Genomic DNA, 26,835 nt, shown 5'->3' with positions numbered 1-26,835 from the left:
CGTACACAAAACACAAGCGTGCGCCATGCTGACTATATAACCATCAAGGAATGATGAGATGAATACACAGGATGTAAATACTGCTGATAGTGGCAGTGCGAAGCCAAACATTGCTTTTATCGGACTTGGTAATATGGGCGCGCCAATGGCGGAGAACTTGTTAAAAGCAGGTTATGCATTGTCTGTCTATGATTTGTCTGAGGATGCGACCCAGCGTCTACAGCAAGTAGGTGCTAGGGTGGCAGATAGTCCTAAAGCTGCTGCAAGCAATGCACAAGTCGTCATCAGTATGCTGCCTGCTGGCAAGCACGTTCACTCTGTCTATTTGGGTGAAGATGGAACTAATGGTCTACTGGCAGAGTTACCACAGGGCACATTGGTGATTGACAGCAGTACTATCGCAGCGGCTGATGCAAGGACCGTGGCAGAGGCGGCAAGCAAGCTAGGTATAGAGTTCTTAGATGCGCCAGTCTCCGGTGGTACGGGCGGCGCTATTGCAGGCAGCTTGACTTTCATCGTGGGTGGCAGTGCTGATGCGTTTGCAAAAGCAGAGCCAATACTAGTAGTCATGGGCAAAAACATCTTTCATGCTGGCGAGCATGGTGCCGGACAAGTCGCAAAAATCTGTAATAATATGCTGTTAGGTATTCTTATGGCTGGGACAGCAGAGGCGATTAATTTGGGTGTCAAAAATGGCTTAGATCCCAAAGTGTTATCAGATATTATGCTACAAAGCTCAGGTCGTAACTGGACATTAGAAGTGTACAATCCTTACCCGCAAGTAATGGAGAACGTACCATCGAGCAATGGTTATCAAGGTGGCTTTATGAGTAAGCTGATGCAAAAAGACCTAAATCTGGCCTTGCAAACCGCTCAGAATACAAACGTCGATACGCCGATGGGTGCTAAGGCTGCAGAGTTATATGAAGCGCATACAGTCGAAAATGGCGATAGGGATTTTTCTAGTATCATGGCGCGTCATGACAGTTCGGTACTCTCTTAGCACCAATCCCCAAAAGTACGATTAGCGGTGTCAAACTTGTTTAGTCTACAATGCGTCGTACTTGCACTCGTTTTCCTTGCTTCTCTAATTTTTGTGGATGGTATTAGCTCCAAAATAGTATGTTTAATATAGTTAAAGAACTCTAAAATGGGTACAAGGCAACCGACTGCAGATTGTACAAGTCGTACATCTAAGGAGGGTAACACCTTAGCGGTTTAGTAGTTCACCGACTATACATTATAAGAGATGTGTTCAACCCTATAAAAAGGCCTGCACTAAGATATTAGCGCAGGCCTTTTTGTAGTTATTCGATTATAGCCATTTAATGATAGTCATTTAACGGTCACGGCTTTAGCTTTGTAGCTCATATACCAACGACTGAATATCTTGTGCCGCTGCTTGTAGTCGTGGCACATGTGTCAATAGCTCATCCAAAGATAGACGTACGGTTGGCGCATGAATATATAGTGAAGCTAGATAGCGCGACTTTTTATCAAGTATAGGGACGGACACAGCTACCATTTCAGAGATAAACTCTTCATTGTCGATACCAACACCCATTTCAGCAATATGATCCAGTTCTTTGTTTAACGCATCGATATCGGCGATGGTGTTTTTTGTGAACTTATCTAGTGGCAGACTTTGCAGTATCTTGTTGCGACTGGTAGCAGATAACTGACTCAAATACAGCTTACCGGTAGCGGTACACCACATTGGTGACTTGGCACCTACGGGCAGATAAATCTGTAGCGGTAGAGCGGTCTGTGCACGGTTGGTATAGAGCATGTCCATATAATAGGGAATAGCAATCCCGCACGTTTCCTTTACCTCTTCTACTAATTTGTGCAAAACCATTTGTCGTTCATTAAAGAACTGGCGCTGCTGCCACAGCTCAACACTTAAGTTGCGTACTCGTTTGCCAGGAATGATGCCACCTCCAATATCGACGGTCACAAAACCCTCATCAACCAAATTCTGGATCAATCTATGCATGGTTGGTTTAGGAATGTCTAATTCCTGTGACAGCTCAAGTGGAGAGAGAGGCTTTGAAGCATAAGACACAGCTTCGATAATCTCTAACACACGGGTAATCGACGATACTTTAGGCATATGGATGGCTCAATAATAAAAATAATACAGCAGGAAATATCATAATGTTTTAATCAATCAGACAGGTGGTTGAGAATATGCAGGCTATTGCCATACTCTTAACTACTTCTAATTTAGCACAATATCAAGCTTAGACAAGTCTTAGGTACGCTATCTACTCATACTATATAGAAACAATTGTATGATTAATGAATGTGTCTAAAAACCTGTTCAGAGCAACAGTGGCTACAACAACTCACAAAGTACAACAAACCGTAGTAATAAGCTATATAACAGCCACTGAGTTTAGTGGAAAGGTCGTTCACCATAATGACATATTTTGTAATATCCTTACATAAACATTAAGCTGTCCAATGTCAATGTTTACGCTATTCAGTAGCTGTAAGAGTGTTGTGTAACAGAAACTCGAAGTTTTACGGATTGGTGTAGTAATTATTACAATACCTATGCAATCTTTACATAATGGCAAATAAAAAGCGCATCTATAGGGATGACTTTTAAGGCCAAAATTGTTTTAATCTCCTCAACAAAAATGATTGATATCAAAATTTGAATTATCATTTTTTTACGGGCGAGTTATTACATTCTTTAGGAGAATATTGATGAAATTTATTAAATTAACGGCTATCTCTGCTGCTGTCATGGCATCAACTGCTGCTTTCGCTGCTGAACCAGTTATCGTTGTTGATGAAGCTGATGCAATGGTATATGAAGCAGAGCCAGCTGCTGTTGCTTATGAAGCTGAGCCAGTTGCTGTCGCTTATGAAGCAGAACCTACTAACACTGGTGTTATCGGTAAAACTGCTGGTGCTGTCCGTAATACTACTGGCGCTGTCGTTGGTGGCACTAAAACGCTATTCAACACCGCTATTAACCCAGCATCTGTAAGTGCTGAAGCTGGTACTTTAGGTTATGGTGCTAACATCGGTTGGTCACTAAACGAGAACACTGAATTGCAAGCTGGTTGGGCAGGTGGCGATGTCGCTGACCTATTCGGCGGTGATTTCGATGCTGGCGATGTTAACTATGATGTTGACGCAGACTTCAGCAACCCTTACCTAGGCGTACAATTACGTCCTACTGGTAACTGGTTCACAGTTGGTGCTGGTATCATCGTACCTGACAACGATATTGATGTAACTGCTAATGCAGATGGTGGTTTCTTTAAAGTTGACGGCCAGCAATATAATGCTGCTCAAACTGGTACTCTTGAAGGTACTATCGAGCATCGTAACAAGCTAGCGCCTTATGGTACTATCGGTTTCCGTCCTAACATCACAAATAACTTCGGTCTATTTGGTGAAATCGGCGCGGCTTACATGGGTAAAACTGACGCAACTGTTCGAGCTGTTGATGCAGACAGTGAAGTTAGCTATACAGATTCAAATGGTGATACTCAAACAACTACTGCAGGCGATGTTGCTAAAAAAGCTGAGCAAGAGCTTGAAGATAAAGATTGGTTAGAGTGGTTACCAATTGTTAAAGTTGGTGCAACTTACCGTTTCTAATCTAATCACAGTTTAAATACTGTCATTAGAAGAAAAGTAAGCACAAAAAACGACCCTAAAATGGGTCGTTTTTTTGTCTGAAATAAAGTAGCAGTCGTTGTTTAAAACAATAATCGCTATCTAAATTAATATAATTGTCACTTATCTAAAAAACAATGACCGTCTGTTGTATAGTTAAAACGGCAATCTGATAAGGTGACTTATGGTCAGTTATGACGGTTAAAGCTGACGGCTCTCTACTGGTATCTATTAAGTCATCAATAAGATAGGAATAATCTATTCCTAGACCTTGAGCCAGTTTGTATTGATGAATTTTAATAAAGCTTTCTTTTATTTGCCACAACAACTTAGCGATGGTGTCACGTTGAATCACGGGTAATGATTGCAAGATTGAAATCTCGCTGTCTGAGTAAAATCGCTTTGCCACATGCCATGCAATATTATTGACCTCTACGTCGACACCTATAGGACGATGAGGGCTAATCACCACGGCAACGGTGCCACTTAAAGGTGTATTGACTGTCTTGTTTTTACCACCTGTATGGCTGAAGCATACGTAGTGCCCACCTTTGACAAGGCGATACGGGAATGCGGATTCATCTAACGTATCGCTGAGCGCTAGTTTATCCAGTAACTGCTGTAATAACAGGCGTACGCCTAGACGCTGTCGCTGACGTTGGGCACAAGCGATATCACGCACTGATAAATTATCTGGTGGTATGTGGTATTGCCAACTACGTTTGTACCATTCATCAGTATACGAGTACGAAGCGTTATCAATTGGTCGCCTCGGTGATTGTCCCCACAAATCTCGATATGTAAGGCATGGAGATTCACTTACCTGCGCGGTAGCACACCAGGTCATGGGCTGCAGCTGAGTAAATTGAATCTGCGTCAGATGTAAGGTTGGCATCATGAGTTATATCGATTGGTATGAGTTGTATTTATTGGCTTAATAACACGTAAAAAGCCCAGCAATATCAATATCACTGGGCTTTTATGAATCAAATTAAGCTTGTCTGATTCTGATTGGCTTTGCGACCCTTAGTAAGACAGCTCAGCACGACGGTTTTGTGCATAATCAGCTTCAGTGTTACCAGCAGCAGCAGCGCGTTCTTCGCCATAGCTGATGACACGGATATTATTTGTAGACACACCTTGGGCAGCAAGATAGTCACGCGCTGCTTGAGCACGGCGCTCACCTAATGCGATGTTGTATTCACGGCTACCGCGCTCATCAGTGTGACCAGCGATAACAACACCAGCTGATGGGTTTGAGCTAAGCAAGCTTGCATGTTGATTCAGAACACTGGCTGATTGTGCGGTGATTTCGCTGCTATCATAGCCGAAGTATACAACGGCTTGTAGGTTCTCAGCACCAGCCATAACGGCGCTAGAGTTGTTCATAGAAACAGAGCCATTATATCCAGCTTGACCACCTGGGATACCTAGTGGGGCAACCACAACTTCAGAGTTTGTACGTTTGGTAGCACAACCTGTAGTAATGGCGATTGCGCTTGCTAATACGGTTAGAACGGCGATCTTAGAAAAGTTATTTGACATGCTGAGCTCCTAAAATTTTAATTAAATTGTTTTTGTAAACTGCTTAGGATAATACTTGGGCAATTGCTATCTATAATATACTAAATGTTACTTTATGTAATTAGTTTTACTGTAAATAATTCTAGAATTTACATATAGATATGAGGCTTACTACCACCGATGCTTGCCCCAGTTTTCAGGGTTGGCCCAGTAGTCAGCATTAAGCCAATTCGGTAGCTGTTTGTAGTCATATAAATTAAACTGCCAAAGGGTGGTTACTATTGATACGAGCGAGTTTTTTTGATCAGTTAAGCTAATCTCTAAAGACTGCTCGTTCAAAATATCAAATGATGTAAAGCCATAAGCTTGCAAGCTTATGCTGCTCTCAAGTGCGATGAGTAGATGCGCAGCATACAGATCACGATAGCGCATCAGTAGTGGAATATATTGCTGTAGGAGCTCGGATGATAATGCGGGCAACCAAAAACAGGCGAGCTCATACCGTTCAGGCAGTTGCTGCTGCGTAAGCTCTGTCAGCGTTACTATCTGTAGCGCTTCAGCCTGTTCCATTTCATTATTGCTGTCTTTATTACTGAGATATTCTTTTAGCTCTGTCTTTAATGCCGTGCGTGCATTTTTGTCTTGTACTACCCATAATAATTCAGTGATGTCGTTGACCTGTTCAATCATTTCCGGTGTGTCATCTTGCGTCATTAACGATGGTAGTAGGGCATCAACGTAATCTATAAGTAATGGTAAAGTAATGTCTGAACGACGGAAGGCATGCTTTGTCATATAATAGGCCGTTAATTGAATAGTGATCAGTAGTGAATCTATTAAATCATTTTAAGCATCATTATCCAATGATTGATTAACACAAGTTGTCTTAACCTCGCTTGAAATATCACATGTGTATCTGCATTTCTTCTGGATGCTATAATCTTTAAACCTGCACTTGAAATTTGGCCGTTCAGGTCAATTTAGTTATAAGTCTAGCAATCTCTTGTACCCATACCATTTGTATATTTATATCATAAAAAATAATAGGAATTTATATGTCTACTGCTGAAACTGATGCTCAAATCATCAATGCTGATATGCCAGACGTGCCACCGCAATCACCGAGTAAAATTAACTTGAAGGACTATAAAAAACCAAGCTTTGATGTCGAAACGGTTGATTTGAATATCAAGTTGTTTGAAGGATTTGCGCAGGTAGACAGTACGCTAAAAATGGTACGTCAAGCCGCAGGAGATATCGTATTATTTGGTGAAGCGTTAGAGCTGCTTGCTATCAGTATGAATGGCGAGACACTGACTGCTGAGCAATATCAGCAAGACGCTGACAAACTGACAATATCGAATGCACCTGATGAGGTCGTTTTAGAGATTCAAGTTCGCATCTGCCCGCAGACCAATACTGCACTTGAAGGCTTATATATGGCAGGTAGTGGTGACGATACCATGTTTGTCACCCAATGTGAGCCTGAAGGCTTCCGAAAAATTACCTTTTATCCAGACCGTCCCGATGTGCTAGCGATATTTACCACGCGTCTGGAGGCAGATAAGCGCTACCCAACGCTATTGGCCAATGGTAATTTGGTTGAGTCTGGTGAGTTGGCCGATGCGCCAGACCGCCACTATGCGATCTGGCATGATCCGACTAATAAACCAAGCTATCTATTTGCCTGTGTCGTCGCTGACTTAGACGTACTGACAGACTCTTATACGACGAGCGAAGGCCGAGACGTCAAGCTTGAGGTATATGCCAAATCTGCCGATATCGATAAATGCGATGTCGGTATGCAAGCGCTAAAAGATGCTATGGAGTGGGATGAGGTCAATTATGGCCGGCCATACGATTTAGATCGTTATATGATCGTGGCTGTCAGCCAATTTAATATGGGTGCAATGGAAAACAAAGGCCTGAATATTTTTAATACGGCCTGTGTATTGTCTAGCCCAGAGACAACGACTGACTCACGTAGCTTCAGTGTCAAAGCCATCATCGCCCATGAGTATTTTCATAACTGGACAGGCAATCGCATCACCTGTCGTGACTGGTTCCAACTGTGTCTAAAAGAAGGCTTTACCGTTTACCGTGATCAATCGTTTTCAGCAGATCAGCAGTCGCGTGCTGTACAGCGTATCGACGATGTCGCGACATTGCGCGCGCATCAGTTTGCAGAAGATGCAGGGCCGCTTGCACACCCTGTGCGTCCTGAGAGTTTCGTTGAGATCAATAACTTTTATACGACGACTGTCTATGAAAAAGGCGCTGAAATTGTCCGTATGATTGCGAATACGTTAGGGCCTGATGATTTCCGCAAGGGCACTGATGAGTATTTCCGCCGTTATGATGGGCAAGCTGTGACCGTTGAGGACTTCTTGTCTGCGCTGAGTATCACTGATAGCAAGATTGAAAACTTTATAGATTGGTATCGTCAGCCAGGCACACCAGTGGTCTCTGGCCATCAAAGCTATGACAGTGCAGCACAAACAATAACCATTACTTTGAGTCAGCAAACTCGCCGTGTCAGTGGCTTTGATGCACCAAAACCATTACCTATTCCGGTAGCGACGGCACTGTTTGATCAAGACTCTGGCGATATCATCGCCGAACGTATATTATTGCTCGATCAAGCAACACAATCATTCACCTTTGAGAATGTGTCTAGTGAACCAGTCGTGTCACTACTGCGTGACTTCAGTGCGCCAGTACAGCTTAATTATGATTATCAAGATGAAGACTTGGCGTTTTTACTCAAGCATGAAACCAATGGTTTTAATCGCTGGCAAGTAACACAGATGCTCGTCAATCGTATCCTGCTACAAGGCCAAGGATTGAAGAGCAGTCCTGACGTCTATCTAAGCGCATTGGCTCAGACATTGCCTGAATTGGCAATTGAAGATGCTATGTTGGCAGCACGTTTGCTCGATATTCCATCAGCACAAGAGTTAGCGTCTGCTATTCACAAAGATTACGATCCAGCGTTGGTGAAATCACAGCGTGAAGGCTTGTACCAACTGGTAGCAGATTCCTTAAAGGATCAGTGGGCAGCACTTTATAAGCAGCTACCGATGCAGTCTTATGAAGACAGCCCTGAGGCACGTGGTACTCGTGCGCTACGTAATGTGGTGTTAGACATGGCACTAACGGCCAAAATTGAAGATGCAGCAGTATGGGCGCAGCAGCAGTATGACAATGCCAGCTGTATGACCGAGCGTTTCGGTGCACTAAAAGTGATGGTCAATCATCAGGTAGCAAATGCTGATGCTTATTTAGCCGATTTTTATGAGCGCTTTAACGGCAATGATTTGGTCATTGATTTATGGTTCAGTGTGCAAGCGTCCGCTGATACTGTCACGGCTGATGCTATCAAGTCGTTGATTGCTCATACTGATTTTGATTGGAATACGCCCAATCGCGTACGTTCGGTCATCAGTGCCTTTACGTCACAGCCAACAGCGTTGTGGACAGCAGAAGGGTTGAGTCTCTATACAGGTGTGATCAAAAAGCTAGATGATGCCAATCCTGTCTTGGCCTCGCGTTTGCTGCAAGTGCTGGCACGTTGGAATACATTGGCCGAATCACATCGTCAGATGGCGCATGATCAGTTGCTTGAGTTGCAGCAGCAAGTCTCATCTAAGCATGTGCTTGAGAGTTTAAACAGTGTGTTAGGTGCAGCGAGCGAGTAGGCTAAATGACCTTGTGACTGAATTGAAAGCATAAAAAATCCCGTCCGACATTATTATGTCGGACGGGATTTTTTATGCCTGGCTTATAGCAATTGACTATAAGCCAATGACGGTTAGCGGTTAGGCAATACGTCTTTTACCATGTCACGTAAATTGTGTAGCGCAACGACGGTACTGTCCCAATCTAAGCAACCATCAGTGATAGATTTGCCATATTCAAGCTGGCTCAAATCAGCAGTCAGTTTTTGATTGCCACCTTTTAGGTGACTCTCAATCATCATACCGATGATAGATTTGTTGCCGTTCTGAATTTGTTCAGCGACGTTTTTGATGACCATCGGCTGTAGATATGGGTCTTTACCTGAGTTGGCATGACTTGAGTCAATCATAATCTTGCTACTGGTTTTGCCTGCAGCCAGCGCATCTTCAACTTCAGAGACAGCCGTTTGATCATAGTTAGGCTTGCCATTACCGCCACGCAATACTACGTGCGCATAAGGGTTGCCTTTAGATTTGATGATAGAGACTTTGCCATCTGATGATAGACCTAAGAAGCTATGACCGGCTTTTACAGCTTGCATAGCATTCACTGCGACTGTCATGCCGCCATCAGTACCATTTTTAAAACCAACTGGGCATGACAAACCAGAGCTCATCTCGCGGTGAGTTTGGCTCTCAGTTGTACGTGCGCCAATCGCTGACCAGCTAATCAAATCCTGCATGTACTGCGGAGTGTTTGGATCTAATGCCTCAGTCGCACAAGGCAAGCCTTTTTCGTTCAGATCAATCAGCAGCTTACGGGCCGTACGTAGACCTTTTTCGATATCGAAGCTGTCGTTCATATCAGGGTCATTGATCATACCTTTCCAGCCGACAGTGGTACGCGGCTTTTCAAAATAGACACGCATCACAACAAAAATACTGTCTTCGATTTCTTTTGCCAATATGGCTAAGCGATCGGCATATTCGTGAGCGGCTTTGATATCATGGATAGAGCAAGGGCCGATGACCACAAATAAGCGTTTGTCTTTGCCATCCAAGATGTCTTGGATAGTATTACGGCCTTTCAAAACCGTGTCATATGCTTTCTCTGACAAAGGTAGCTCAGTTTTGAGCTCGTTTGGAGTGATTAGGGGGATGAATTGTTCAATGTTCACGTCATCAATATCTGCATTATGGGTAGCTGGTGTCGTCATGATTATATCGTCTAGCTAATTTATAGGAATAATCATTATGCGGACAAAACGGGCAGTTGACAAGGGTAGTCGGCGAGTTTATTGACTCATAACTGGAATGATAAAAACAAAACTTAGTTATACTTGTTTATTATCAGTCTTGTATTGGGCGTAATAGAGGTAAGATTTATGCTTTATACGTCTAGCTATTATGAAATAGTGACCGAAATTTTAAGTCATTTTTCATAGGTATATCATGCTACTTTTATCAGCTAACTTAGCTATTTATATCATCGTCACGTATGATGACAACATAAATGAGAGGACGCTAAAATAGTGAGCACTGAGAATACTCATTAATCACCATATTTTAGTGTAGATTTCCCCAGCATTATTTCATAATAATTATTTTTTATTCTTTATAACATTGTGTTTTTTAATATCGAGAGCTTGTCATGACAGATTTTTCTACGCCTGATAAACATACTGAACTCACAGAGCAGACACCTGAGTTAAAATCGACGCCATTAGTGATAGGTATCGTCGCAGGTGAAGTATCAGGTGACAGTTTGGGTGCGGATTTTATGCAACAAATGAACAATTTGCGTGATGATATTGTTTGGGTAGGTGTGGGCGGCAGCATGATGGAAGCGCAAGGGCTACAAAGTATTTTTCCTTTGTCGCGTTTGGCAGTCATGGGGTTGGTAGAGGTGATGGGCCAACTGCCTGATTTGCTCAAAGCCCGTCGTGAGCTGTTGAGCGCATTCAAAGCCGCTAATATTGATTGGTTCATCGGTATTGATGCTCCTGATTTCAATCTCAGAGTCTCTAAAAAGCTAAAGCCAAAAGGCGTGTTTTGTGTGCAGTATGTCAGTCCTTCTATTTGGGCATGGCGCGAGTCACGTATTCATAATATCAAAGCGGCGACCAATTTGGTGCTGTGCTTATTTCCTTTTGAGCTACCTGTTTACGAGCGCCATAATCACCCAGCGATATGTGTCGGTCATCCGCTACTACGCACCATTGATCAGACATTACTAGAGACACCGATTAATCAGCGCCGCAGCGAATTGGTTTGGCACAATGATGGCTTGCAGCAGTTCTTTATTGAGCGATTTGATGACGTCAGCCAGCTTATTTGTGTGATGCCAGGCTCTAGACGCGGAGAGATAACCGCTATTTTACCGTTGATGCTAGACGGTATTCAAAGGCTAATACTATTAGATCCAAAGCTGTGTTTTATCATTCCAACAGTGGATCAGAATCATCAATATATCGTGCAAGATGTGATTGATCAACGCTCAGAGCAGCTGCGCGCCGCGATAGTCGTGGTATATGATGACAGCCAGCCAACGTTCAGTCAGCAGGCCATGGCTGCATCTGACATCGTCATGCTAGCGTCTGGTACGGCAACGTTAGAGGCGATGCTATTAGAGCGCCCGATGGTCGTGGTTTATCAATTAAATAAGCTCACCTATCAGATAGCCAAACGCTTGGTAAAAGTGCCGTATGTGGCGCTGCCTAATATCTTGGCGGGTACTGCTATCGTCCCTGAGTTGATTCAAGAGCAGGCAAGTGGCGATAATATCTGCCGTACGCTCATGCGATTACTGCAACCGCGAGCTTATGCTGAGCAGTTAAAAGACCTCGTCGCTACTAAACGGTCATTAGAGCAGCAAAGTAATCATGACCCAGCCAATAGCGTGATTGAGCAGTGGTTTATTCAAAAAGACCATGAAGACTAATGCATAAGCATAATACCGCAGATTGAAGCACGCTATATTTTCACTATTTTGATAAAAAGACACAGCAACGCTATGAGTAAACAGCACAGTACCGACAGCTCAATGACACCAATTAAAGTGAGTATTGAGAGCATTGATATTAAAGGTCAATATATCCAATTGGCAGCCCCCATTCATTTGACTGGGCGACTCAATATCTCTGAGTTTCTCACTCAATATTCAGTAGATAGACAGCAAAATTTAACACAGCCAATGCTACAAATTGGCATCGATGAAGCAGGGCGTGGGCCTTTGCTCGGGAGCGTCAATGTTGCCGCTGCGATATTGCCTGCCGCTTGGTCAGGACTGATTGAGGAGCAGCCACTCACAGGTACGCCGCTGTCTATATTGACAGACTCCAAGCAGTTGAGTGAAAAAAAACGCGACATTCTTTATCCGTTGGTGAAGCAATATGCAGTAGGCTATGTCATCGCTGATATACCTGCAGCAGTGATTGATCAGGTCAACATCTTGCAAGCGACCATGCTAGGGATGCGCCTATGTACCGAAACGTTATTAGAGGCGGTTGCTCAACAATTTGCCATAGCTCATGAAATCGAGGCAGATGCTGTTAAACCGTTACAAGTTGAGGTGTTGTTCGATGGCAATCGTTGTCCAGAGTTGGACTTTGGTAAGCTTACTAAGTGTGGGGTCGAACAGGCTAATATCGATTGCCAAGCATGGGTAAAGGGCGACGCTCGTCATACTAGTATTGCCGCGGGTAGTATCTTAGCAAAAGTAAGCCGTGATGAAGCCATGTATGTGCTTGATACACAGCATCCAGCATACGGAATTGCCAAACATAAAGGCTATCCAACGCGTGCCCATATGGAAGCGATTGAAACTTATGGCGTATTATCTGAGCATAGACGTAGCTTTGCACCCGTTAGAAAGGCGCTAGAAAGTTAATATATTCAATTCTTTATAAAAGAGTGACAATGTTGACCTCGCTTGAAGTATCACACATACATCTACACTTGGTTGCCTTGTCTCTCTTTTAAACTGAATCAACTATAGCTGTATTTAAAAGCCCCTATAAAATAGCCTAAGCATAAAATATACTGTCATTGAAATATGGAAAGCCACCTACTTATTTATAGGCAGGTGGCTTTTGCTTTTATAATTTAAAATACTTAGAACGATGAATTAGGCTGCTGCAAGAACACTTCTTCTTCATAAGTTGATTCACGATCCAACATATTATTGCGATGAGGGTAGCGGCCAAACTGCTCAATAATATTTTTATGGCGATGTTCAAAGTCTAAAGTATAGGCATCATCCAATTGTTCAAACAATGGCAGATAACGCTCGTGAATAACTGCCGATTCAGAGTGCATAAACGGCATGATAATGAACTTACGCCATGCCATTGGTAGCGTATCAAAATACGGTTGCTGACTGGCTTCTTGTGCTAAAGCGACTGCCATACCATCTTGAGAAAAAGCGCCGACTTGCCCGCGGCATAAGTTACGTGAAAACTGATCCAATACGATAATTTCTGCCAAGCGTCCCGCCAAAGCAGTGATTGAGCTGTTGCTGTCTAATGATGACTCTGAAAGTCGCCAAGTCGCACATTCACCCTGTTTGGCTGCTTGCCAGATATCGCCAAATTTATTTTTTATTTGTCTATCAAAGTTATCATTTTGTGCAAACCAATATTGCTCATTGTTTGTATCAAACCAAAAGTCCAATACGGCCCGCGCATTAGGATTTAGATGGGTCAAATCAATGTTTTTTGGATCCAATTGGGCCGAGTTGGCTTGACTTGACGAGGTGGAGTAGTCGGTTGAAAGTGCCATAAACTATTCTAATCATGATAAATTTAGTCTACTATAGCGAAAAATATTATTCGCTACTGTTATCAAATGCTATCGGGTGCACCATCATGAATACATCGTCTACCAATCCAACTTTTAACAAATCTACCAGCCAGACTATCAACGTGCCAACGCCGTACTACTTACTCGATGAAGCTGCCATCGTTGCCAATATGCAAATCATTGCACGGTTATGCGAGCTGTCCGGTGCAAAGGCGTTATTAGCACTGAAATGCTTTGCCACATGGGGTGTGTTCGATATTATGCAGCCTTATTTGCATGGCACTACCTCATCCTCGCTCAATGAAGTCAGACTGGGCTATGAGACTTTTGGCAATAATGATGACGCGAGTAGCAAAGACAAAAAAGAAACGCATGCCTACAGCGTGGCGTATAGTGCAGATGAGATGCCTGAGGTATTAGAATACGCGGATAAAATCATCTTTAACTCTATCTCGCAGCTCAATGCTTTTGGCGAGCAGGCACGTGCACAAGACATTCCTGTCGGCCTGCGTTTAAATCCAAAAACCAGTAATTCATCGTTTATTATCGCTGATCCGGCCCGTCCTTTTAGTCGTCTAGGCGAGCACGATAAAGATAAAATCACCGCAGTACTTGGTGACATCACTGGCGTTATGATTCATAACAACTGTGAAAATGACAGCTTTGAAGCGTTTAGTGAGAGTCTGGCAGATATTGAAAACAGGTTTGGCGATCTTCTGGCGCAATTAGAGTGGGTAAGCTTAGGCGGTGGTATCCACTTTATCGCGCCTGATTATCCATTGGAAAAGCTCGCTGGAAGACTAAAAGGATTTAGCGAACAATATGGCGTGCAAGTCTATCTTGAACCGGGTGAAGCGAGCATTCATGGTGCTGGCTCATTAGTCACGACCGTATTGGACACCATGCACAATGAAAAGCATCTTGCCGTGGTTGATTCGTCTATCGAGGCACACATGCTTGATCTACTGATTTACCGCGAGTCAGCACCCATTGCCGCCATCAATAATACAGCAATGGATATCGCTCCTATTGGCCATTCAGTGATTGAGACGTCAGAACCTATTCTCGAAAGTGAGATAAACAGTACACTCATTTATGGTCGTTCTTGTTTGGCAGGGGATATTTTTGGTGAGTACGATTTGCCAAGTAATTTACAGATAGGCGATCAGATTACTTTTGGCAATGCCGCAGGTTATACCATGGTTAAGAAAAATTGGTTCAATGGTGTCAACATGCCAGCTATCGTCATTCGTCGTCTTGATGGCTCGATTGATGTGCAGCGTGAGTTTGATTATCAGGAATATAAGGCGAGCTTGTCTTAACCTTCAGAACTGAGTGTTGGCTAGCGTTATGCTTACATTGTTAATAAGATTCATATTTATTCATGAATTTTTGCCAAAAAGAGATTAAAAAATTGTTATAATCGCCTCGGGCAAATATCCATTGGTAAAAAATGGCATTTGCCCGACGGGTGCGTGGGTTTTCCTCGGTCTTCCTTTTTAATTCACGCATATCATTCACTCGTTTCTGTTTTGCATAGCCGCTATCAATGGTATCGACAGGGACACAAAGGAGGATTGTTCATTGAACACAAACCAACAAGCTACAACCAACAAAAAAGACGTGCTCATCATTGGAGCAGGCGGTGTCGCTCAAGTGGTTGCGCATAAATGTGCGATGCATAATGACGTGCTTGGCAATATTCATATTGCGTCGCGCACGGTAGATAAGTGTGATGCCATCGCCCAAAGTGTGCAAGAAAAAGGCAGCTTTAAGCAGCCAGCGACTTTGCATACGCACCAAATCGATGCCATGGATATCCCTGCGCTAATACAGCTGATAAAAGACACAGGCATCCAAATCGTCATCAACGTTGGCTCACCTTTTTTGAATATGAGTGTGCTAGAAGCTTGTATCGAAACGGAAGTTGCTTATATTGATACGGCTATTCACGAAGATCCTCGTAAGATCTGTGAGACGCCGCCATGGTATAACAACTATGAGTGGAAGCGTAAGCAGCGCTGTGCGGACAATAAAATCACCGCTATCTTAGGTGCAGGATTCGATCCTGGTATGGTCAACGCTTATGCGCGTCTTGGCTATGACATGATGGATGCAGGCTCGGTCACAGACATCGATATTATCGATATCAATGCTGGTAGCCATGGCAAATATTTCGCCACTAACTTTGATCCCGAGATTAATTTCCGTGAATTTACGGGTACGGTTTACTCTTGGCAAGATCGTAAGTGGCAGTCAAACAAAATGTTTGAAGTGAAGCGTACGGATGATCTGCCTGTGGTTGGTATGCAAAACAGCTATCTAAGCGGACATGATGAGATTCACTCATTATCAGCCAACTTGAATGTGCCAAACATTCGCTTTTGGATGGGTTTCGGTGAGCACTATATCAATGTCTTTACTGTGCTTCAAAGCCTAGGCTTGTTGTCTGAGCAGCCTGTTATGACCGCTGAAGGGCAAGAAGTCATTCCACTAAAAGTGGTAAAAGCCGTACTACCAGATCCAAGCTCTTTAGCAGCAGAATATACAGGCAAGACTTGTATCGGTGACAAGGTTAAAGGCAAGATAGATGGCGTGGATAGCGAAGTATTTATCTACAACGTCTCTGATCACAAAGAGGCCTTTGAAGCCATGGGTAGCCAAGGTATTTCTTATACTGCGGGCGTGCCACCTGTCGCGGCTGCCATGCTTATTGCTACCGGTGAATGGGACGCAGGCAAGATGGTCAACGTCGAAGAGCTTGATGCCAAGCCACTTATCAACCTGTTGAATAAGATTGGTTTGCCAACTCGTATCAAAGACGAGAATGGCGATAGAGCACTTGAGTTTGATATCTAGTTAGTCGTAATATCTGTTCGAAAGCCCCTCTGACTCACTATTGAGTCAGAGGGGCTTTTTTTGTTTTTACAGAATTTTAGGTTCAAAGGTTTACGAGAATGTTAAGCCATTATTAGGCATTCAATTTACAAATATTTAAATGATAATGATTTTCAATATCATTTATAAGGAAAGTAAGGTAGTATTTCAGCTTTGTATCATTTGCTAGGGTGTGTCTTCATTTTAAAAATGATGATCAAAATTTAGCTATTTTTAGCCCATTTAGAGGGCACTCGTTTGAATTGATGACACGCCCTAACATCTTGTAACGGTGGAGGTTAGATGTTTATCAATGAATAGAATAAGGAGCAATGAATGACATACACACGTTTTTTCTCTAATAAATGGGCGATAGCAGGATTTACTTGTTTGATATATTCGACATCATTTTCGGCATTTGGTTCGGAGACAGCAGTGTTAAAAGTGGGAAGTCCTATGAAAGGTGAGCTAAGTTATTCCAACAGCGAGAATAATATCAAGCCATACACTCAGTCACAGTCTAAGCCACAGCATAAGTCATTAGACATCAACGTTCCCTGTGACAAGGGTGACTATCTGACCGGATATGTTGACAGTGGTGATAATACGATGACGATGGATATTATCGATGCCAAAGGAGAAATATCGCGCCGTTTGATTGACCATGAAAGCGGCAAGCAAAAGTTCTATTCAGTGGCCGAAAACTGCGCAGAGATATGGCGACTGTCGGGCGCAGGTGCATATCAGATAGTGCTCGAACAACGTGTCAGTTTAGCGGAACAGGATTTAGAAGGCTCTTTAGAAAATCATTTACAAAGTAATTTAGAAAGTTCTGATACGTTACTCAGCCCAAAAGTATCTGCATTACGTGAATCACTGCAAAAGGGTGAGAGTACTGATAGTTTTTGGGCAGATGTAGAAGCATTAGGTACGCCGCTTATAGAAGAGATACCTTCGGGCACCTTGATGACGTTTTTGGCGCGAGGCGACTATCGTAATATCAAGCTAATGGGTGGCCCGTCCAATAATCATGATGCATTGCAACGATTGGCGGACTCTGATACATGGTACAAAAGCTTTATTGTGCCAAAAAATACCCATCTGTCTTATCAAATAGCGCCCAATGTGCCTCAGCTACCATTGTCTGGGCGTGCCCGTAGAATTGCCATAAAAGCTGTGGCTCAGGCAGATCCTTATAACCATCATCCATGGCCTCATTCAGCAATCGACAAATACACAACCAAATCTACTATTACGTTAAAAGATGCACCAAAAAATCCTTGGCTAGATGTGCAAAAAGAAACCCCCAAAGGCGAGCTTTCTACTTTTAAATTCACCAGTAGCACATTAGATAATACCCGAGACATCACTATCTATTCTCCTGCTATTGATGACAGCCAGAATAATAGAGACGATGCGGTGTTGCTGTATATATTTGATGCCGAGTCATATATCGATACGGTTGGATTGCCAACGATATTAGATAATTTAATTGCAGCAGGTGAGATTCCACCTGTGACGGCGGTATTTATCAGTAATCCTGATGGTGATGCTCGTGCGCGTGAATTACCTGCCAACCCTGTATTTGCAGATGTATTGGCTAATGAGCTGGTACCGCAAATTAATAAACAACTGCCAATAACGATACCGAAGGATAGAACTATCATTGCAGGGTCGAGCTATGGCGGATTGGCTGCAACAACCATTGCGCTACGTCATCCTGATATATTTGGCAATGTTATCTCTATGTCTGGTTCTTTTTGGTGGAAACCAGAAGATCAGAGTGAAACTGATAAACATTTTGTAGCGTCTGAAGTCATAAAAATGGATAAAGTGCCCGTTCGTTTCTTTTTGAGTGCTGGCGTGTTTGAAACGGCTCGTGGTAATAGTAGTAGCAACGGTATATTGGGAACCAATCGTCATCTGCGTGATGTGTTATTAGCAAAAGGGTATGAGGCGCATTATCAAGAATATGGTGCAGGGCATGATTATTTTTCTTGGCGAGGAATAATAGGGGATGGTTTGATATCGCTTTTTCCGTCTAAAAAAGAGAAGTAGCTAAGGCATATTTTCAAATAATCAAATCCTCATGCATGATTAAAATCATAGATAAACTACATTTTAATATAGTCATCAAGCATCGATTATGATGAATGAGGTTTGGTATCTAGTTAGTCGTAATAACTGTTCGAAAGGGCTTATCTGACTTTAATTGAGTTATGTCGGCTTTTTTCGGCTAGTTTTTTATCGTTTAACATGAATACAATTCTGCTGTGTATCTTAGTTGAGGTGATGTTTCTTACTATCAAGACTAATGATAATATCTTAATTTGAACTATAAAATATAAATATAAATATAAATATAAATTGTTATGCTGCTATCAATATATCCATGCTAACCTTTGTGATTTATCGGATGAGATTTATTTTGAATTATATTTCAATTGATGGTGATGATATAGGTAGAAAAATTACTTCTTGCTATTTAAGCAACAATCGTCAAGAGCTTATCAATATAAGCCAATCACTATATGAGTTTACGAAAAAGATAGCCACTGAACTCCAAAATTATGGTTTTGATATCATATTTTGTGCTGCTGATGGAGTCGTAGCATCCACAGAGTTAGATATTAGCTTGGAAGCTGTATATCATGAAATACAAATTCTAGCACCCAATAATATGACTTTTTCTGCTGGGATAGGCACAAGTCTTAGCGAAGCCTATATAGCATTGATGTCAGCTAAGTCTAATGGAAAAAATTGTTTACACAATTATGCAAAGCTGGGCCTATGAGGAGCAAAAAAATTGTTCAGAATTGTAAGGTTTGATCTTATTCTTAGATATGTAGTTTCGGCTACTACTGTAATGAGTATAGGGGTTTATTTCTTAATAAGAACCTATTTTCTTTCAGATGTTCCATTGACATTAGTAATCACTATATCCACTATTGTAAGTACTTTTATAATGATTATTTTATTAAAATCATTCTTTGCTAGAAAGTTGTGGGCTTTTCTTACTTATTTTAATAAATCAATGTTTCCTGATTTAAATGGAACATGGGAAGGGGAAGTGATCCTTGAGAATAACAGAGCTCTCGTAGTTAAAGCTGTGATTCGTCAATCACTATTAGCAACCCAGATTGATATGCATGGTGAAACAACAAAATCAATTACTATAGAAACAACCCCAACAATAGAACAAGGCCAAAAAAAGTTATACTACGTATATCGTTCAACTCCTAAAAATCCGAGCTGGTCTTCGTATAATGGTTCAACACTATTTGACATAAGAGTTATAGAAACAGAGGAAGGTAAAAGTTATGAACTTTCAGGTAGTTATTACACAGACAGGAAAACAATAGGAAGAATAAATTTACAAAAAATATGTGATGACCCAGATAAAGATGTATCTTTTTACTAAAATATTTCAAGTAGTTATCTATAAAATATATCTAACAGATTGTGTGTTGACCAAACCAATATGTGAAGTTGTTTAATATGATTCTAGCTAATCATTATTATATTGTAATTTAGTAGGGTGCACTTTCTGCGTCAGATAAGCGCACATTGCAGCATAATCTATAGACAATCGGTTCAATCTAAAGATCATGTCTGCAGTATTTGAAGATTTTTCTATTACGCTTCACTAGGATTATACGCTCTCAATGCCGCAATACGGTCATCAAGCGTTGGGTGCGAGCGGAATAGGTTTGCAATACTAAAGCCTTGAGTTTGCCCAGACGAGATTGCAAACGCTTTCATACTCTCTGGCATTTGGTCGGGACGCTGTGCAGAAGGACGCAAGGCATCAAGCGCACTGATCATTTTTTCACGGCTGGCAAGTTTTGCGCCCATTTGATCCGCACGGAATTCACGTAAGCGTGAGAACCACATGACGATGGCAGATGCCAAAAACCCAAGCAAAATGTCCATCACAATACTGGTAATGAAATAACCAATACCTGGGCGACCACTGGTGTTTTTGAACACAGTACGGTCAACGAAACTGCCGATAATACGTGCAAAGAACATCACAAAAGCATTCACCACGCCTTGAATGAGAGCAAGCGTGATCATATCGCCATTGGCCACATGACCAATCTCATGCGCCAATACCGCCTCGACTTCATCTTGATTCATATTCTGTAGTAGGCCAGACGATACTGCCACTAGCGCTTTATTCTTATTCCAACCAGTCGCAAAGGCGTTTGGCTGCGAATTATTAAAAATACCAACCTCAGGCATGCCGATATTTACCGCCCGTGCTTGTTTGGCTACCGTATCGACCAGCCATTGCTCAGTAGCGTTGCGTGGAGATTCTATCACCACCGTACCCGTTGATCTTTTGGCCATCCACTTTGACAGAAATAGTGACACCATCGAGCCAACCATACCGTAGATACCACACATAATGGCAAGGCTGACATAGTTCAGCCCACCTGCTGTATGCACACTACCAATCCCAAAAAACCTCGACAATATACCGAACACAATGCTAAATACCACAATCACTGCTAAGTTGGTTAATAAAAATAATCCAATACGCATCATGACGCTAACTTCCTATGTAAAGTGTCGGTATTACCTCGATAGAGCACTCTCTAAGAGGTTTGTTTGCTATAGTCAAGTCCATATAAATCCGCTACATCGTCATCCTCGCTAAGCATACTAATGTATCACTTGCACTCGGCTTCCTTGTATCGAAATTATTTGAATTCAACTATATGATAGATTTTACGATGATTCTGAGTGTCATGTCATTTTAATCAGGGTATATTGGATAATGACAATGACGCTCACATCGACTATCGAACAGGCGGTCTTAAATACTATTGTAAACAAAAGAACGTATGGCGATTGATTTAATTATTATAAATTGGAGTGATTATTATGGCGAACCGTAGTTATCTATATTCGACCAAGACTATCCCCGAACCAAATCAAGATGATAGCAGCCGTGTGCTGACTGGTATTTCAGAACATAATTATGACATTCCAATCGTCTTTAAAATTTTACTCTCTGGCAATCCGCAAGCCTGTCTATCAGTAATTTGGGAAAACTCCGAAAAGATTGCTCTCATTGGGGATTATGCTAGTGGTGTTCAAAACCTTGAAGCATTCTTAGCAAGTATCACGTTACCTGCTGCTCAGGCCCCAATCGCAGAGGCACTTGAATTTTTAAAAATGCCTGAGAACCAAAATCAATATTTTATTTTGGAATGTGGCGAGATTTTTGAGATGAGTGAGACGCCAGTAGAAGCGCAAAATCTGGCACTTCTCAATCAAGTGCAGAACCTTCAGCCTGAGATAGAGGCCGCATATCAGTCACTGTTGCCACCTGCGCCAGTAGTGAGCGAGCAGCCTAAAACTATTGGCTTCTGGGCAAAACTGTTCGGTCGTCGCTCAACACCGCTAAAAGCATTGTCCGCGAATAATCCAGAACAAGCGATCTACGCTCTCGGCCTTGGACTTTGGTCAAACATTCTTTATTTTGACTTTTCCGGAGAGGATAATAACGATGACCAAGGTTAATCTTTAAAAAATGTAGAAATATTATTAATGCTTTAAAACCTTTGTAAAACGAGAGAACGTAAAAAGGGTATTTTCTTAACTTTCCTTGTTAGTATGCTTTGTGGATACCACCATAATATTCATTAGAAATAGAGAAGGTCTAACCATGAACGCTCTAGAGCTCAAAGTTCCACCTGTAGCGCAAGTCATTATTACAGCAGCTGTTATGTATGGTGCTTCTAGAATCATACCAAGTCTACAGTTCTATTTTGATGGAAAAAATATGTTTGCGATTGCTCTGAGTATCATAGGGTTGAGCAGTGGCATTATGGGTGTGGTTCAATTTAAAAAAGCACAAACCACTGTTAATCCGCATACGCCCGAAAAATCTACGGATTTAGTAACACTCGGTATTTATCAATATACTCGCAATCCAATGTATTTAGGACTGGTGCTTATCTTATTAGGTTGGGCATTCTATCTGTCTCATTTTTTGCCATTTGTGTTAGTGCCCGTTTTTATGATTTATATGACACGCTTTCAAATTCAACCAGAAGAAAGAATAATGACACAAAATTTTGGCAGAGAATATCAGGCTTATCTAGCTAGTGTACGAAGGTGGATATAAGGCCTATCAAGCATCCAGTCGAGGTGGGGTCCTCGATTGCACAGTTGTAGAGGATAGGGTGCTGGTCTCTGGTAATGCTATAAAGTATTTGACTGGATTTATCACGATTGCAGAGTAATGGGTGAGGAGTAGTAAGTTTTGACAGAATTGAAGACCGTTGGGCTGTTTGCGCTTACCGCATTAGCAGAAATTATCGGTTGCTACCTACCTTATTTATGGCTGCGAGAAGGTAAGTCAATCTGGCTTCTGATACCTGCTGTACTGAGTTTGGCAGCTTTTGTATGGTTGCTGACATTGCATCCGACGGCTGTGGGCAGAGTCTATGCCGCTTACGGTGGGGTATATGTTGTCATGGCAATTCTATGGTTGTGGACGGTGAATGGTATCCGACCAACCACTTGGGATGTTATAGGTTCGATAGTTGCACTGATAGGAATGGCGATTATTATGTTTGCACCCCGCAGTGGCTAATTAAAAATTAGTAGCTAACACAAAAAAATGCCAATCAAACGGTTAGGTTTGATTGGCATATTGTTGCATTTACTATTAGTGTTTACCTAAGATACTGCCGTTGTCTTCTTTTTTAGCTTGTTTCGCTGCTTTCTTTTCTTTTGCCGTCAAAAGTGGTTTCTTTTTTACGTTTTTTTTACTGTCTTGACCTTTGCTCATGGTTTTTTCCTCTTGAAATAAGCTGCAATACCCGTAAAGTCGAAATAAGCAGACTTCAAGGAATATATTGGTACGAATAACGCAAATATCGCGCACTTTCATGAGTATAGGCTTAAGAGAGGCTAATAGATAGCACGCGCACAATTCACCTACGATTCAATCAATACCTTTGTTAATCCCAAATGCGTCATGTCAATTCGTATAATAAATATGAGTATTCATAAGTGCTTACTTACGGATACATGGCGATTTGCTATAATGAGCGACAAGCCGATGAATAGACGCGGCAAACCCTTATTTATAATTGAATTCAAATAACTTTGATACAAAGAAGTCGAACCAAGCTATACACTAGTATGGTTAGCGAGGCTGACGATGTAGCGAATTTATATGGAGTTGATGATATTAATATCTAGCACGATGGTGCTTACTGTTTTGGTCAAAATTATTATGCGTATTCGTAAACTTTTTAAATTTGAAAATGCCCACATCGTTCGTAATTGTAGCTCTGAGCGTTGCAAGCATTCTATCCATGGTCATAGCTATCAGATTGAGCTGATTCTAGAAGCTAAGCGTTTAGACCATGGTCAGATGGTCTATGATTTTGGTCTGTTAAAGTCTTCGATCAAAGACATTATCGACAGCTTTGATCATGCTATCTGTTTTTGGAATAAAGACGATCCTGAATATATCGATGCCTGCAAAAAGTTCAGTGCACGCTGGATAAGCTTGCCAGTATCACCGTCAGCAGAGCAATTCTCGCGTGTTATCTTCTTTTGGGCGCAAGAGATTTTGCGCCAGACTCAAATGCAAAATGGCGAGTCTGATGTCAGTGTCTATTCAGTTATTGCGCACGAAACAGCAACGGGTTATGCGCAGTGTTTTTCTGATGACGTAGCCAATGATCAAATGGGTAAACTGGTTTTGGAAGAGTTTGCATTTAGCGACCAAGTCTCTAAAGAATGGCATGACCCTGAGCTGTATGCCAAACTGATTCGCGGTGAGCGCTTTATCAACCCATCAGTGACTATGCAAGTACAGACGGGTTCAAACTGATGCACACTGATAAATCTATAGAAAATAGTAAATACTCGCAAACATTGATACTGAACTCTGAGCAAGATACTCAATCATTGGCTCAGCAGTTGGCTGATTTGCCATTGACTGGTAGTGTGTGGCTGGCAGGTGATTTGGGTGCAGGTAAGACCACGTTGACTCGCTACTGGCTGCAAGCGCTTGGTCATACAGGGGCAGTAAAAAGTCCAACTTATACCTTGGTAGAGCCTTATAGTATTCAGCAAGGTGATGGCACAACTAAACCAGTCTATCATGCAGACCTGTATCGTCTTCAAGACCCAGAAGAGCTGTCTTTTATTGGGTTTGATGAGTATTTAGATGAGCCGAATGCTCTGGTCATTATCGAATGGGCAAGCCGTGCGGATGGCTATTTACCGCTGCCGACTTTGTTTATTGATATGACGCAAGGTGATGGTGATAATCATAGTAAAGAGTCTCGTTTGGTTGAGCTGCGACTATCGAAAGCAGGACAAGCGCTAGATTTAGATCTATCAACGCTCAAAATTTAACGTTATACAAAATGCCTGTAGTCCAAAATATATGATGCTCATTAATGTCTAATAATTACGCTAATACACGTATCAAAAAACTGTCGCCATTGTTAATCAATCAATTAGCAGCGGGTGAGGTAGTGACGCGTCCGGCAGCTGTGGTTAAAGAGCTGCTTGAAAATGCCATCGATGCTGGTGCTAACAATATCGAGGTGCATATTACCCAAGGCGGCATGGGGATGATAGAAGTCATAGACAATGGCGTTGGTATCCATCCCGATGATATGGTCATGGCGATTACCCGTCACGCAACCAGTAAGGTCGCCGATGTCGCTAATCTACACGGAATCACCACTTTGGGGTTTCGCGGTGAGGCGCTAGCAGCAACGGCGGCGGTGTCCCGTCTGACTTTGACGAGTAGTCATGATGATAGTGGTGTTGGTCGTCAGTTACAGGTCGCTGGTGTCTTGGCTGATACGCCAAAATTAGTACCTGTTGTACACAATCGTGGAACGACGATTACCGTCAAAGATTTATATTTCAATGTACCAGCCCGTCGCGGTAACTTGAAGTCTATTGCCACTGAGTTTGGGCATATTGAGACCATCGTGCGAGAAGTTGCTTTGGCGCGAGCCGATGTGTCGCTGACGCTGTTTCATGACAATAAAAAACGCATGTCTCTATCCTCAGATACACTGTCTTCAACGTCACTATCTGTAGGTTCAACGCCTTCAAATAGCGTGCATATAGATGATAGCACGATAGGGGCTAATAGAAACGGCAACGAAAATGCTAGCCGTCTGCCGTTATCACGTCTGGAGCAAGCCACAGGCATTTCATTAGTAGATAATGCCATAAAGATCACGATTGATTTGTCTAGCCTGATGCAACAGACGATGGACTATGCCAATAATAATAGCTTTGGCAGTCAAGCGAGTATCAGTGGTTGGTTATGGCCTATATATCACGAGCAGCAAGCCAAGGGGTCATCGGCGTTACCGAAGCTAATCTATGTGAATGGTCGACTGGTCAAAGAAGCCTTAATTAATAATCAGCTCCGTCAATTGGCTCAGAGTGCGCAATTAACTGGTATGGGTTACGCACTTTATTTTGACCTGCCAACCCAGTGGCTCAATATCAATGTGCATCCATCGAAGCAGCGTATTAAGATTAGCCCGCTAAATAATATCATGGCGCATTTAAACCATGCGGTACAGTCCCAACTGAAAAATATCGAAGTCAACGAACAGCCTGAAAAATTTGACAAACCATTAATAGAAGATAACAAGCTGACAAGTGATGAAAGGGTAGATATGGTAGCTACCGATCAGCCTTACGAAAATGCTTTATCACAGCCTCGAAGCAGACAGGTAAATACTGCTAAGCAATTCTATGAGCTGCCAGCCAGTCAGACAATGTCTGAATCTCAATATCCAGCAGAGTCAGAATTAGGTAGTAATAAGTTTACAAGTCAGCGTACTGATATTTCTAATGGTGTGTTGGTAGGAACGAGACCTTTACCAATTTTCTTAGAGGTTATTAGTGGTTTAGATAAGTTAGCACTTTGCACTGATATTGCTAAAGATATTGATGATAAGACCTTACCTTGGTTGTTATTTTTCCACCAAGGACAGTGCTTTCTTATTGGAGAACAGGATTGGCAATCAAAGTTGAACCAACTGTTTGAATCACAGATGCTACGCAGTAATGTATTGCAGCACGATAAGCCTATCATTAGTGCGAGAGAAATAAATCAGCAGCTTATTACCATGAGCCAGCAGATGTCTACGCAAGACTTGATGGTATTTATAACAGATATTGAAGCGTTGTTAATTAAAAACTCTATCAAGACGATTAGTAGCAGTCACCTAGTAATATTGATGCTTCTGTCTACCCCTGAAGCAATACTAAGTTAGGTTCGACAACACCTTAATTACTACCT

The 26,835-nt window shown here is 42.1% G+C and carries 24 protein-coding genes; 16 read left to right on the top strand and 8 right to left on the bottom strand.

Going from position 1 to position 26,835, the window contains the following annotated elements:
* Window positions 1–58 precede the first annotated feature (58 nt).
* Entirely contained in the window at window positions 59–1,003 is a 945-nt protein-coding gene (mmsB, locus tag IPZ60_RS04715; RefSeq protein WP_194196696.1) for a 3-hydroxyisobutyrate dehydrogenase, read from the top strand.
* A gap of 351 nt (window positions 1,004–1,354) precedes the next feature.
* On the opposite strand, the gene IPZ60_RS04710 is transcribed toward mmsB, so the two are convergent.
* A complete protein-coding gene (locus IPZ60_RS04710) occupies window positions 1,355–2,113 on the bottom strand; it encodes an IclR family transcriptional regulator (protein WP_194196695.1) in 759 nt (252 codons plus the stop codon).
* Window positions 2,114–2,715: 602 nt separating this feature from the next.
* Between IPZ60_RS04710 and IPZ60_RS04705 the strand changes: the two genes are divergently transcribed.
* The gene (locus IPZ60_RS04705) at window positions 2,716–3,621 is read left to right on the top strand and encodes a hypothetical protein (protein WP_194196694.1); all 906 of its coding nucleotides are present in this window, start codon (window positions 2,716–2,718) and stop codon (window positions 3,619–3,621) included.
* Between the two features lie 145 nt (window positions 3,622–3,766).
* On the opposite strand, the gene IPZ60_RS04700 is transcribed toward IPZ60_RS04705, so the two are convergent.
* The 3 genes from IPZ60_RS04700 to IPZ60_RS04690 form a co-directional block, all read right to left on the bottom strand.
* On the bottom strand, window positions 3,767–4,537 hold the full coding sequence (locus IPZ60_RS04700; RefSeq protein WP_227669222.1) for a 4'-phosphopantetheinyl transferase superfamily protein: 771 nt from the start codon (window positions 4,535–4,537) through the stop codon (window positions 3,767–3,769).
* Window positions 4,538–4,665: 128 nt separating this feature from the next.
* Window positions 4,666–5,184 carry a peptidoglycan-associated lipoprotein Pal gene (gene pal, locus IPZ60_RS04695; protein WP_194196693.1) on the bottom strand — a complete coding sequence of 173 codons (519 nt, stop codon included), beginning with the start codon at window positions 5,182–5,184 and terminating at the stop codon, window positions 4,666–4,668.
* Between the two features lie 150 nt (window positions 5,185–5,334).
* Window positions 5,335–5,958: a DUF6231 family protein gene (locus IPZ60_RS04690; RefSeq protein WP_194196692.1), complete on the bottom strand. Its 624-nt coding sequence runs from the start codon at window positions 5,956–5,958 to the stop codon at window positions 5,335–5,337.
* A 260-nt stretch (window positions 5,959–6,218) separates the two neighbouring features.
* Here IPZ60_RS04690 and pepN point away from each other — a divergent pair, with 260 nt between their 5' ends.
* Entirely contained in the window at window positions 6,219–8,861 is a 2,643-nt protein-coding gene (gene pepN, locus IPZ60_RS04685) for an aminopeptidase N (RefSeq protein ID WP_194196691.1), read from the top strand.
* Window positions 8,862–8,974: 113 nt separating this feature from the next.
* Here the strand turns inward: pepN and IPZ60_RS04680 are convergent, their stop codons facing one another.
* Entirely contained in the window at window positions 8,975–10,057 is a 1,083-nt protein-coding gene (locus IPZ60_RS04680; RefSeq protein WP_194196690.1) for a 3-deoxy-7-phosphoheptulonate synthase, read from the bottom strand.
* Window positions 10,058–10,491: 434 nt separating this feature from the next.
* On the opposite strand from IPZ60_RS04680, the gene lpxB reads away from it, so the two are divergent.
* Both lpxB and IPZ60_RS04670 read left to right on the top strand, forming a co-directional pair.
* Window positions 10,492–11,781 (top strand): lipid-A-disaccharide synthase, encoded by a 1,290-nt coding sequence (gene lpxB / locus IPZ60_RS04675; protein WP_194196689.1) that lies wholly within the window; start codon window positions 10,492–10,494, stop codon window positions 11,779–11,781.
* A gap of 72 nt (window positions 11,782–11,853) precedes the next feature.
* Window positions 11,854–12,729 (top strand): ribonuclease HII, encoded by an 876-nt coding sequence (locus IPZ60_RS04670; RefSeq protein WP_194196688.1) that lies wholly within the window; start codon window positions 11,854–11,856, stop codon window positions 12,727–12,729.
* 224 nt (window positions 12,730–12,953) lie between these two features.
* Here IPZ60_RS04670 and IPZ60_RS04665 read toward each other — a convergent pair whose 3' ends face one another.
* The gene (locus IPZ60_RS04665; protein WP_194196687.1) at window positions 12,954–13,619 is read right to left on the bottom strand and encodes a DUF924 family protein; all 666 of its coding nucleotides are present in this window, start codon (window positions 13,617–13,619) and stop codon (window positions 12,954–12,956) included.
* An 86-nt stretch (window positions 13,620–13,705) separates the two neighbouring features.
* On the opposite strand from IPZ60_RS04665, the gene IPZ60_RS04660 reads away from it, so the two are divergent.
* From IPZ60_RS04660 to IPZ60_RS04640, 5 genes are all read left to right on the top strand, one after another.
* Window positions 13,706–14,962: a carboxynorspermidine decarboxylase gene (locus IPZ60_RS04660; RefSeq protein WP_194196686.1), complete on the top strand. Its 1,257-nt coding sequence runs from the start codon at window positions 13,706–13,708 to the stop codon at window positions 14,960–14,962.
* 262 nt (window positions 14,963–15,224) lie between these two features.
* A complete protein-coding gene (locus IPZ60_RS04655) occupies window positions 15,225–16,499 on the top strand; it encodes a saccharopine dehydrogenase family protein (RefSeq protein WP_194196685.1) in 1,275 nt (424 codons plus the stop codon).
* 354 nt (window positions 16,500–16,853) lie between these two features.
* Window positions 16,854–18,575 (top strand): alpha/beta hydrolase-fold protein, encoded by a 1,722-nt coding sequence (locus tag IPZ60_RS04650; RefSeq protein ID WP_194196684.1) that lies wholly within the window; start codon window positions 16,854–16,856, stop codon window positions 18,573–18,575.
* Between the two features lie 370 nt (window positions 18,576–18,945).
* The gene (locus IPZ60_RS04645; protein ID WP_194196683.1) at window positions 18,946–19,311 is read left to right on the top strand and encodes a mCpol domain-containing protein; all 366 of its coding nucleotides are present in this window, start codon (window positions 18,946–18,948) and stop codon (window positions 19,309–19,311) included.
* Window positions 19,312–19,383: 72 nt separating this feature from the next.
* Complete coding sequence (locus IPZ60_RS04640; RefSeq protein ID WP_227669242.1) at window positions 19,384–19,938, top strand: hypothetical protein; 555 nt, start codon at window positions 19,384–19,386, stop codon at window positions 19,936–19,938.
* A 215-nt stretch (window positions 19,939–20,153) separates the two neighbouring features.
* Here IPZ60_RS04640 and htpX read toward each other — a convergent pair whose 3' ends face one another.
* Entirely contained in the window at window positions 20,154–21,068 is a 915-nt protein-coding gene (htpX, locus tag IPZ60_RS04635; protein WP_194196681.1) for a protease HtpX, read from the bottom strand.
* 339 nt (window positions 21,069–21,407) lie between these two features.
* Between htpX and IPZ60_RS04630 the strand changes: the two genes are divergently transcribed.
* The 3 genes from IPZ60_RS04630 to IPZ60_RS04620 all read left to right on the top strand — a co-directional run bounded on the left by IPZ60_RS04630 (window position 21,408) and on the right by IPZ60_RS04620 (window position 23,127).
* Entirely contained in the window at window positions 21,408–22,049 is a 642-nt protein-coding gene (locus IPZ60_RS04630) for a hypothetical protein (protein WP_194196680.1), read from the top strand.
* A gap of 145 nt (window positions 22,050–22,194) precedes the next feature.
* Window positions 22,195–22,656 (top strand): isoprenylcysteine carboxylmethyltransferase family protein, encoded by a 462-nt coding sequence (locus IPZ60_RS04625; protein WP_194196679.1) that lies wholly within the window; start codon window positions 22,195–22,197, stop codon window positions 22,654–22,656.
* Between the two features lie 138 nt (window positions 22,657–22,794).
* Complete coding sequence (locus IPZ60_RS04620; protein ID WP_194196678.1) at window positions 22,795–23,127, top strand: YnfA family protein; 333 nt, start codon at window positions 22,795–22,797, stop codon at window positions 23,125–23,127.
* 75 nt (window positions 23,128–23,202) lie between these two features.
* On the opposite strand, the gene IPZ60_RS14270 is transcribed toward IPZ60_RS04620, so the two are convergent.
* The gene (locus tag IPZ60_RS14270) at window positions 23,203–23,325 is read right to left on the bottom strand and encodes a hypothetical protein (protein WP_264753840.1); all 123 of its coding nucleotides are present in this window, start codon (window positions 23,323–23,325) and stop codon (window positions 23,203–23,205) included.
* A gap of 450 nt (window positions 23,326–23,775) precedes the next feature.
* Here IPZ60_RS14270 and IPZ60_RS04615 point away from each other — a divergent pair, with 450 nt between their 5' ends.
* Genes IPZ60_RS04615 through mutL form a run of 3 tightly spaced genes read left to right on the top strand, consistent with a single transcriptional unit; the run spans window position 23,776 to window position 26,809 of the window.
* Entirely contained in the window at window positions 23,776–24,381 is a 606-nt protein-coding gene (locus IPZ60_RS04615; RefSeq protein ID WP_194196677.1) for a 6-carboxytetrahydropterin synthase, read from the top strand.
* A complete protein-coding gene (gene tsaE, locus IPZ60_RS04610; RefSeq protein ID WP_194196676.1) occupies window positions 24,381–24,911 on the top strand; it encodes a tRNA (adenosine(37)-N6)-threonylcarbamoyltransferase complex ATPase subunit type 1 TsaE in 531 nt (176 codons plus the stop codon). The genes IPZ60_RS04615 and tsaE overlap by 1 nt, the downstream gene beginning before the upstream one ends.
* A gap of 44 nt (window positions 24,912–24,955) precedes the next feature.
* Window positions 24,956–26,809 carry a DNA mismatch repair endonuclease MutL gene (gene mutL / locus IPZ60_RS04605; protein WP_194196675.1) on the top strand — a complete coding sequence of 618 codons (1,854 nt, stop codon included), beginning with the start codon at window positions 24,956–24,958 and terminating at the stop codon, window positions 26,807–26,809.
* The last annotated feature ends 26 nt before the right edge of the window (window positions 26,810–26,835 follow it).

Source organism: Psychrobacter sp. NG25 (genome assembly GCF_015234355.1).
Lineage (GTDB): Bacteria > Pseudomonadota > Gammaproteobacteria > Pseudomonadales > Moraxellaceae > Psychrobacter.
The sequence above is the reverse complement of the archived record's forward strand: the minus strand, read 5'-3'. Positions and strand labels throughout refer to the sequence as shown.

Coding starts and splice junctions, on each gene's coding strand:
- mmsB (WP_194196696.1), top strand. CDS start 59: ATGAATACACAGGATGTAAATACTGCTGATAGTGGCAGTGCGAAGCCA.
- IPZ60_RS04710 (WP_194196695.1), bottom strand. CDS start 2,113: ATGCCTAAAGTATCGTCGATTACCCGTGTGTTAGAGATTATCGAAGCT.
- IPZ60_RS04705 (WP_194196694.1), top strand. CDS start 2,716: ATGAAATTTATTAAATTAACGGCTATCTCTGCTGCTGTCATGGCATCA.
- IPZ60_RS04700 (WP_227669222.1), bottom strand. CDS start 4,537: ATGATGCCAACCTTACATCTGACGCAGATTCAATTTACTCAGCTGCAG.
- pal (WP_194196693.1), bottom strand. CDS start 5,184: ATGTCAAATAACTTTTCTAAGATCGCCGTTCTAACCGTATTAGCAAGC.
- IPZ60_RS04690 (WP_194196692.1), bottom strand. CDS start 5,958: ATGACAAAGCATGCCTTCCGTCGTTCAGACATTACTTTACCATTACTT.
- pepN (WP_194196691.1), top strand. CDS start 6,219: ATGTCTACTGCTGAAACTGATGCTCAAATCATCAATGCTGATATGCCA.
- IPZ60_RS04680 (WP_194196690.1), bottom strand. CDS start 10,057: ATGACGACACCAGCTACCCATAATGCAGATATTGATGACGTGAACATT.
- lpxB (WP_194196689.1), top strand. CDS start 10,492: ATGACAGATTTTTCTACGCCTGATAAACATACTGAACTCACAGAGCAG.
- IPZ60_RS04670 (WP_194196688.1), top strand. CDS start 11,854: ATGAGTAAACAGCACAGTACCGACAGCTCAATGACACCAATTAAAGTG.
- IPZ60_RS04665 (WP_194196687.1), bottom strand. CDS start 13,619: ATGGCACTTTCAACCGACTACTCCACCTCGTCAAGTCAAGCCAACTCG.
- IPZ60_RS04660 (WP_194196686.1), top strand. CDS start 13,706: ATGAATACATCGTCTACCAATCCAACTTTTAACAAATCTACCAGCCAG.
- IPZ60_RS04650 (WP_194196684.1), top strand. CDS start 16,854: ATGACATACACACGTTTTTTCTCTAATAAATGGGCGATAGCAGGATTT.
- IPZ60_RS04640 (WP_227669242.1), top strand. CDS start 19,384: ATGAGTATAGGGGTTTATTTCTTAATAAGAACCTATTTTCTTTCAGAT.
- htpX (WP_194196681.1), bottom strand. CDS start 21,068: ATGATGCGTATTGGATTATTTTTATTAACCAACTTAGCAGTGATTGTG.
- IPZ60_RS04630 (WP_194196680.1), top strand. CDS start 21,408: ATGGCGAACCGTAGTTATCTATATTCGACCAAGACTATCCCCGAACCA.
- IPZ60_RS04625 (WP_194196679.1), top strand. CDS start 22,195: ATGAACGCTCTAGAGCTCAAAGTTCCACCTGTAGCGCAAGTCATTATT.
- IPZ60_RS14270 (WP_264753840.1), bottom strand. CDS start 23,325: ATGAGCAAAGGTCAAGACAGTAAAAAAAACGTAAAAAAGAAACCACTT.
- IPZ60_RS04615 (WP_194196677.1), top strand. CDS start 23,776: ATGCGTATTCGTAAACTTTTTAAATTTGAAAATGCCCACATCGTTCGT.
- tsaE (WP_194196676.1), top strand. CDS start 24,381: ATGCACACTGATAAATCTATAGAAAATAGTAAATACTCGCAAACATTG.
- mutL (WP_194196675.1), top strand. CDS start 24,956: ATGTCTAATAATTACGCTAATACACGTATCAAAAAACTGTCGCCATTG.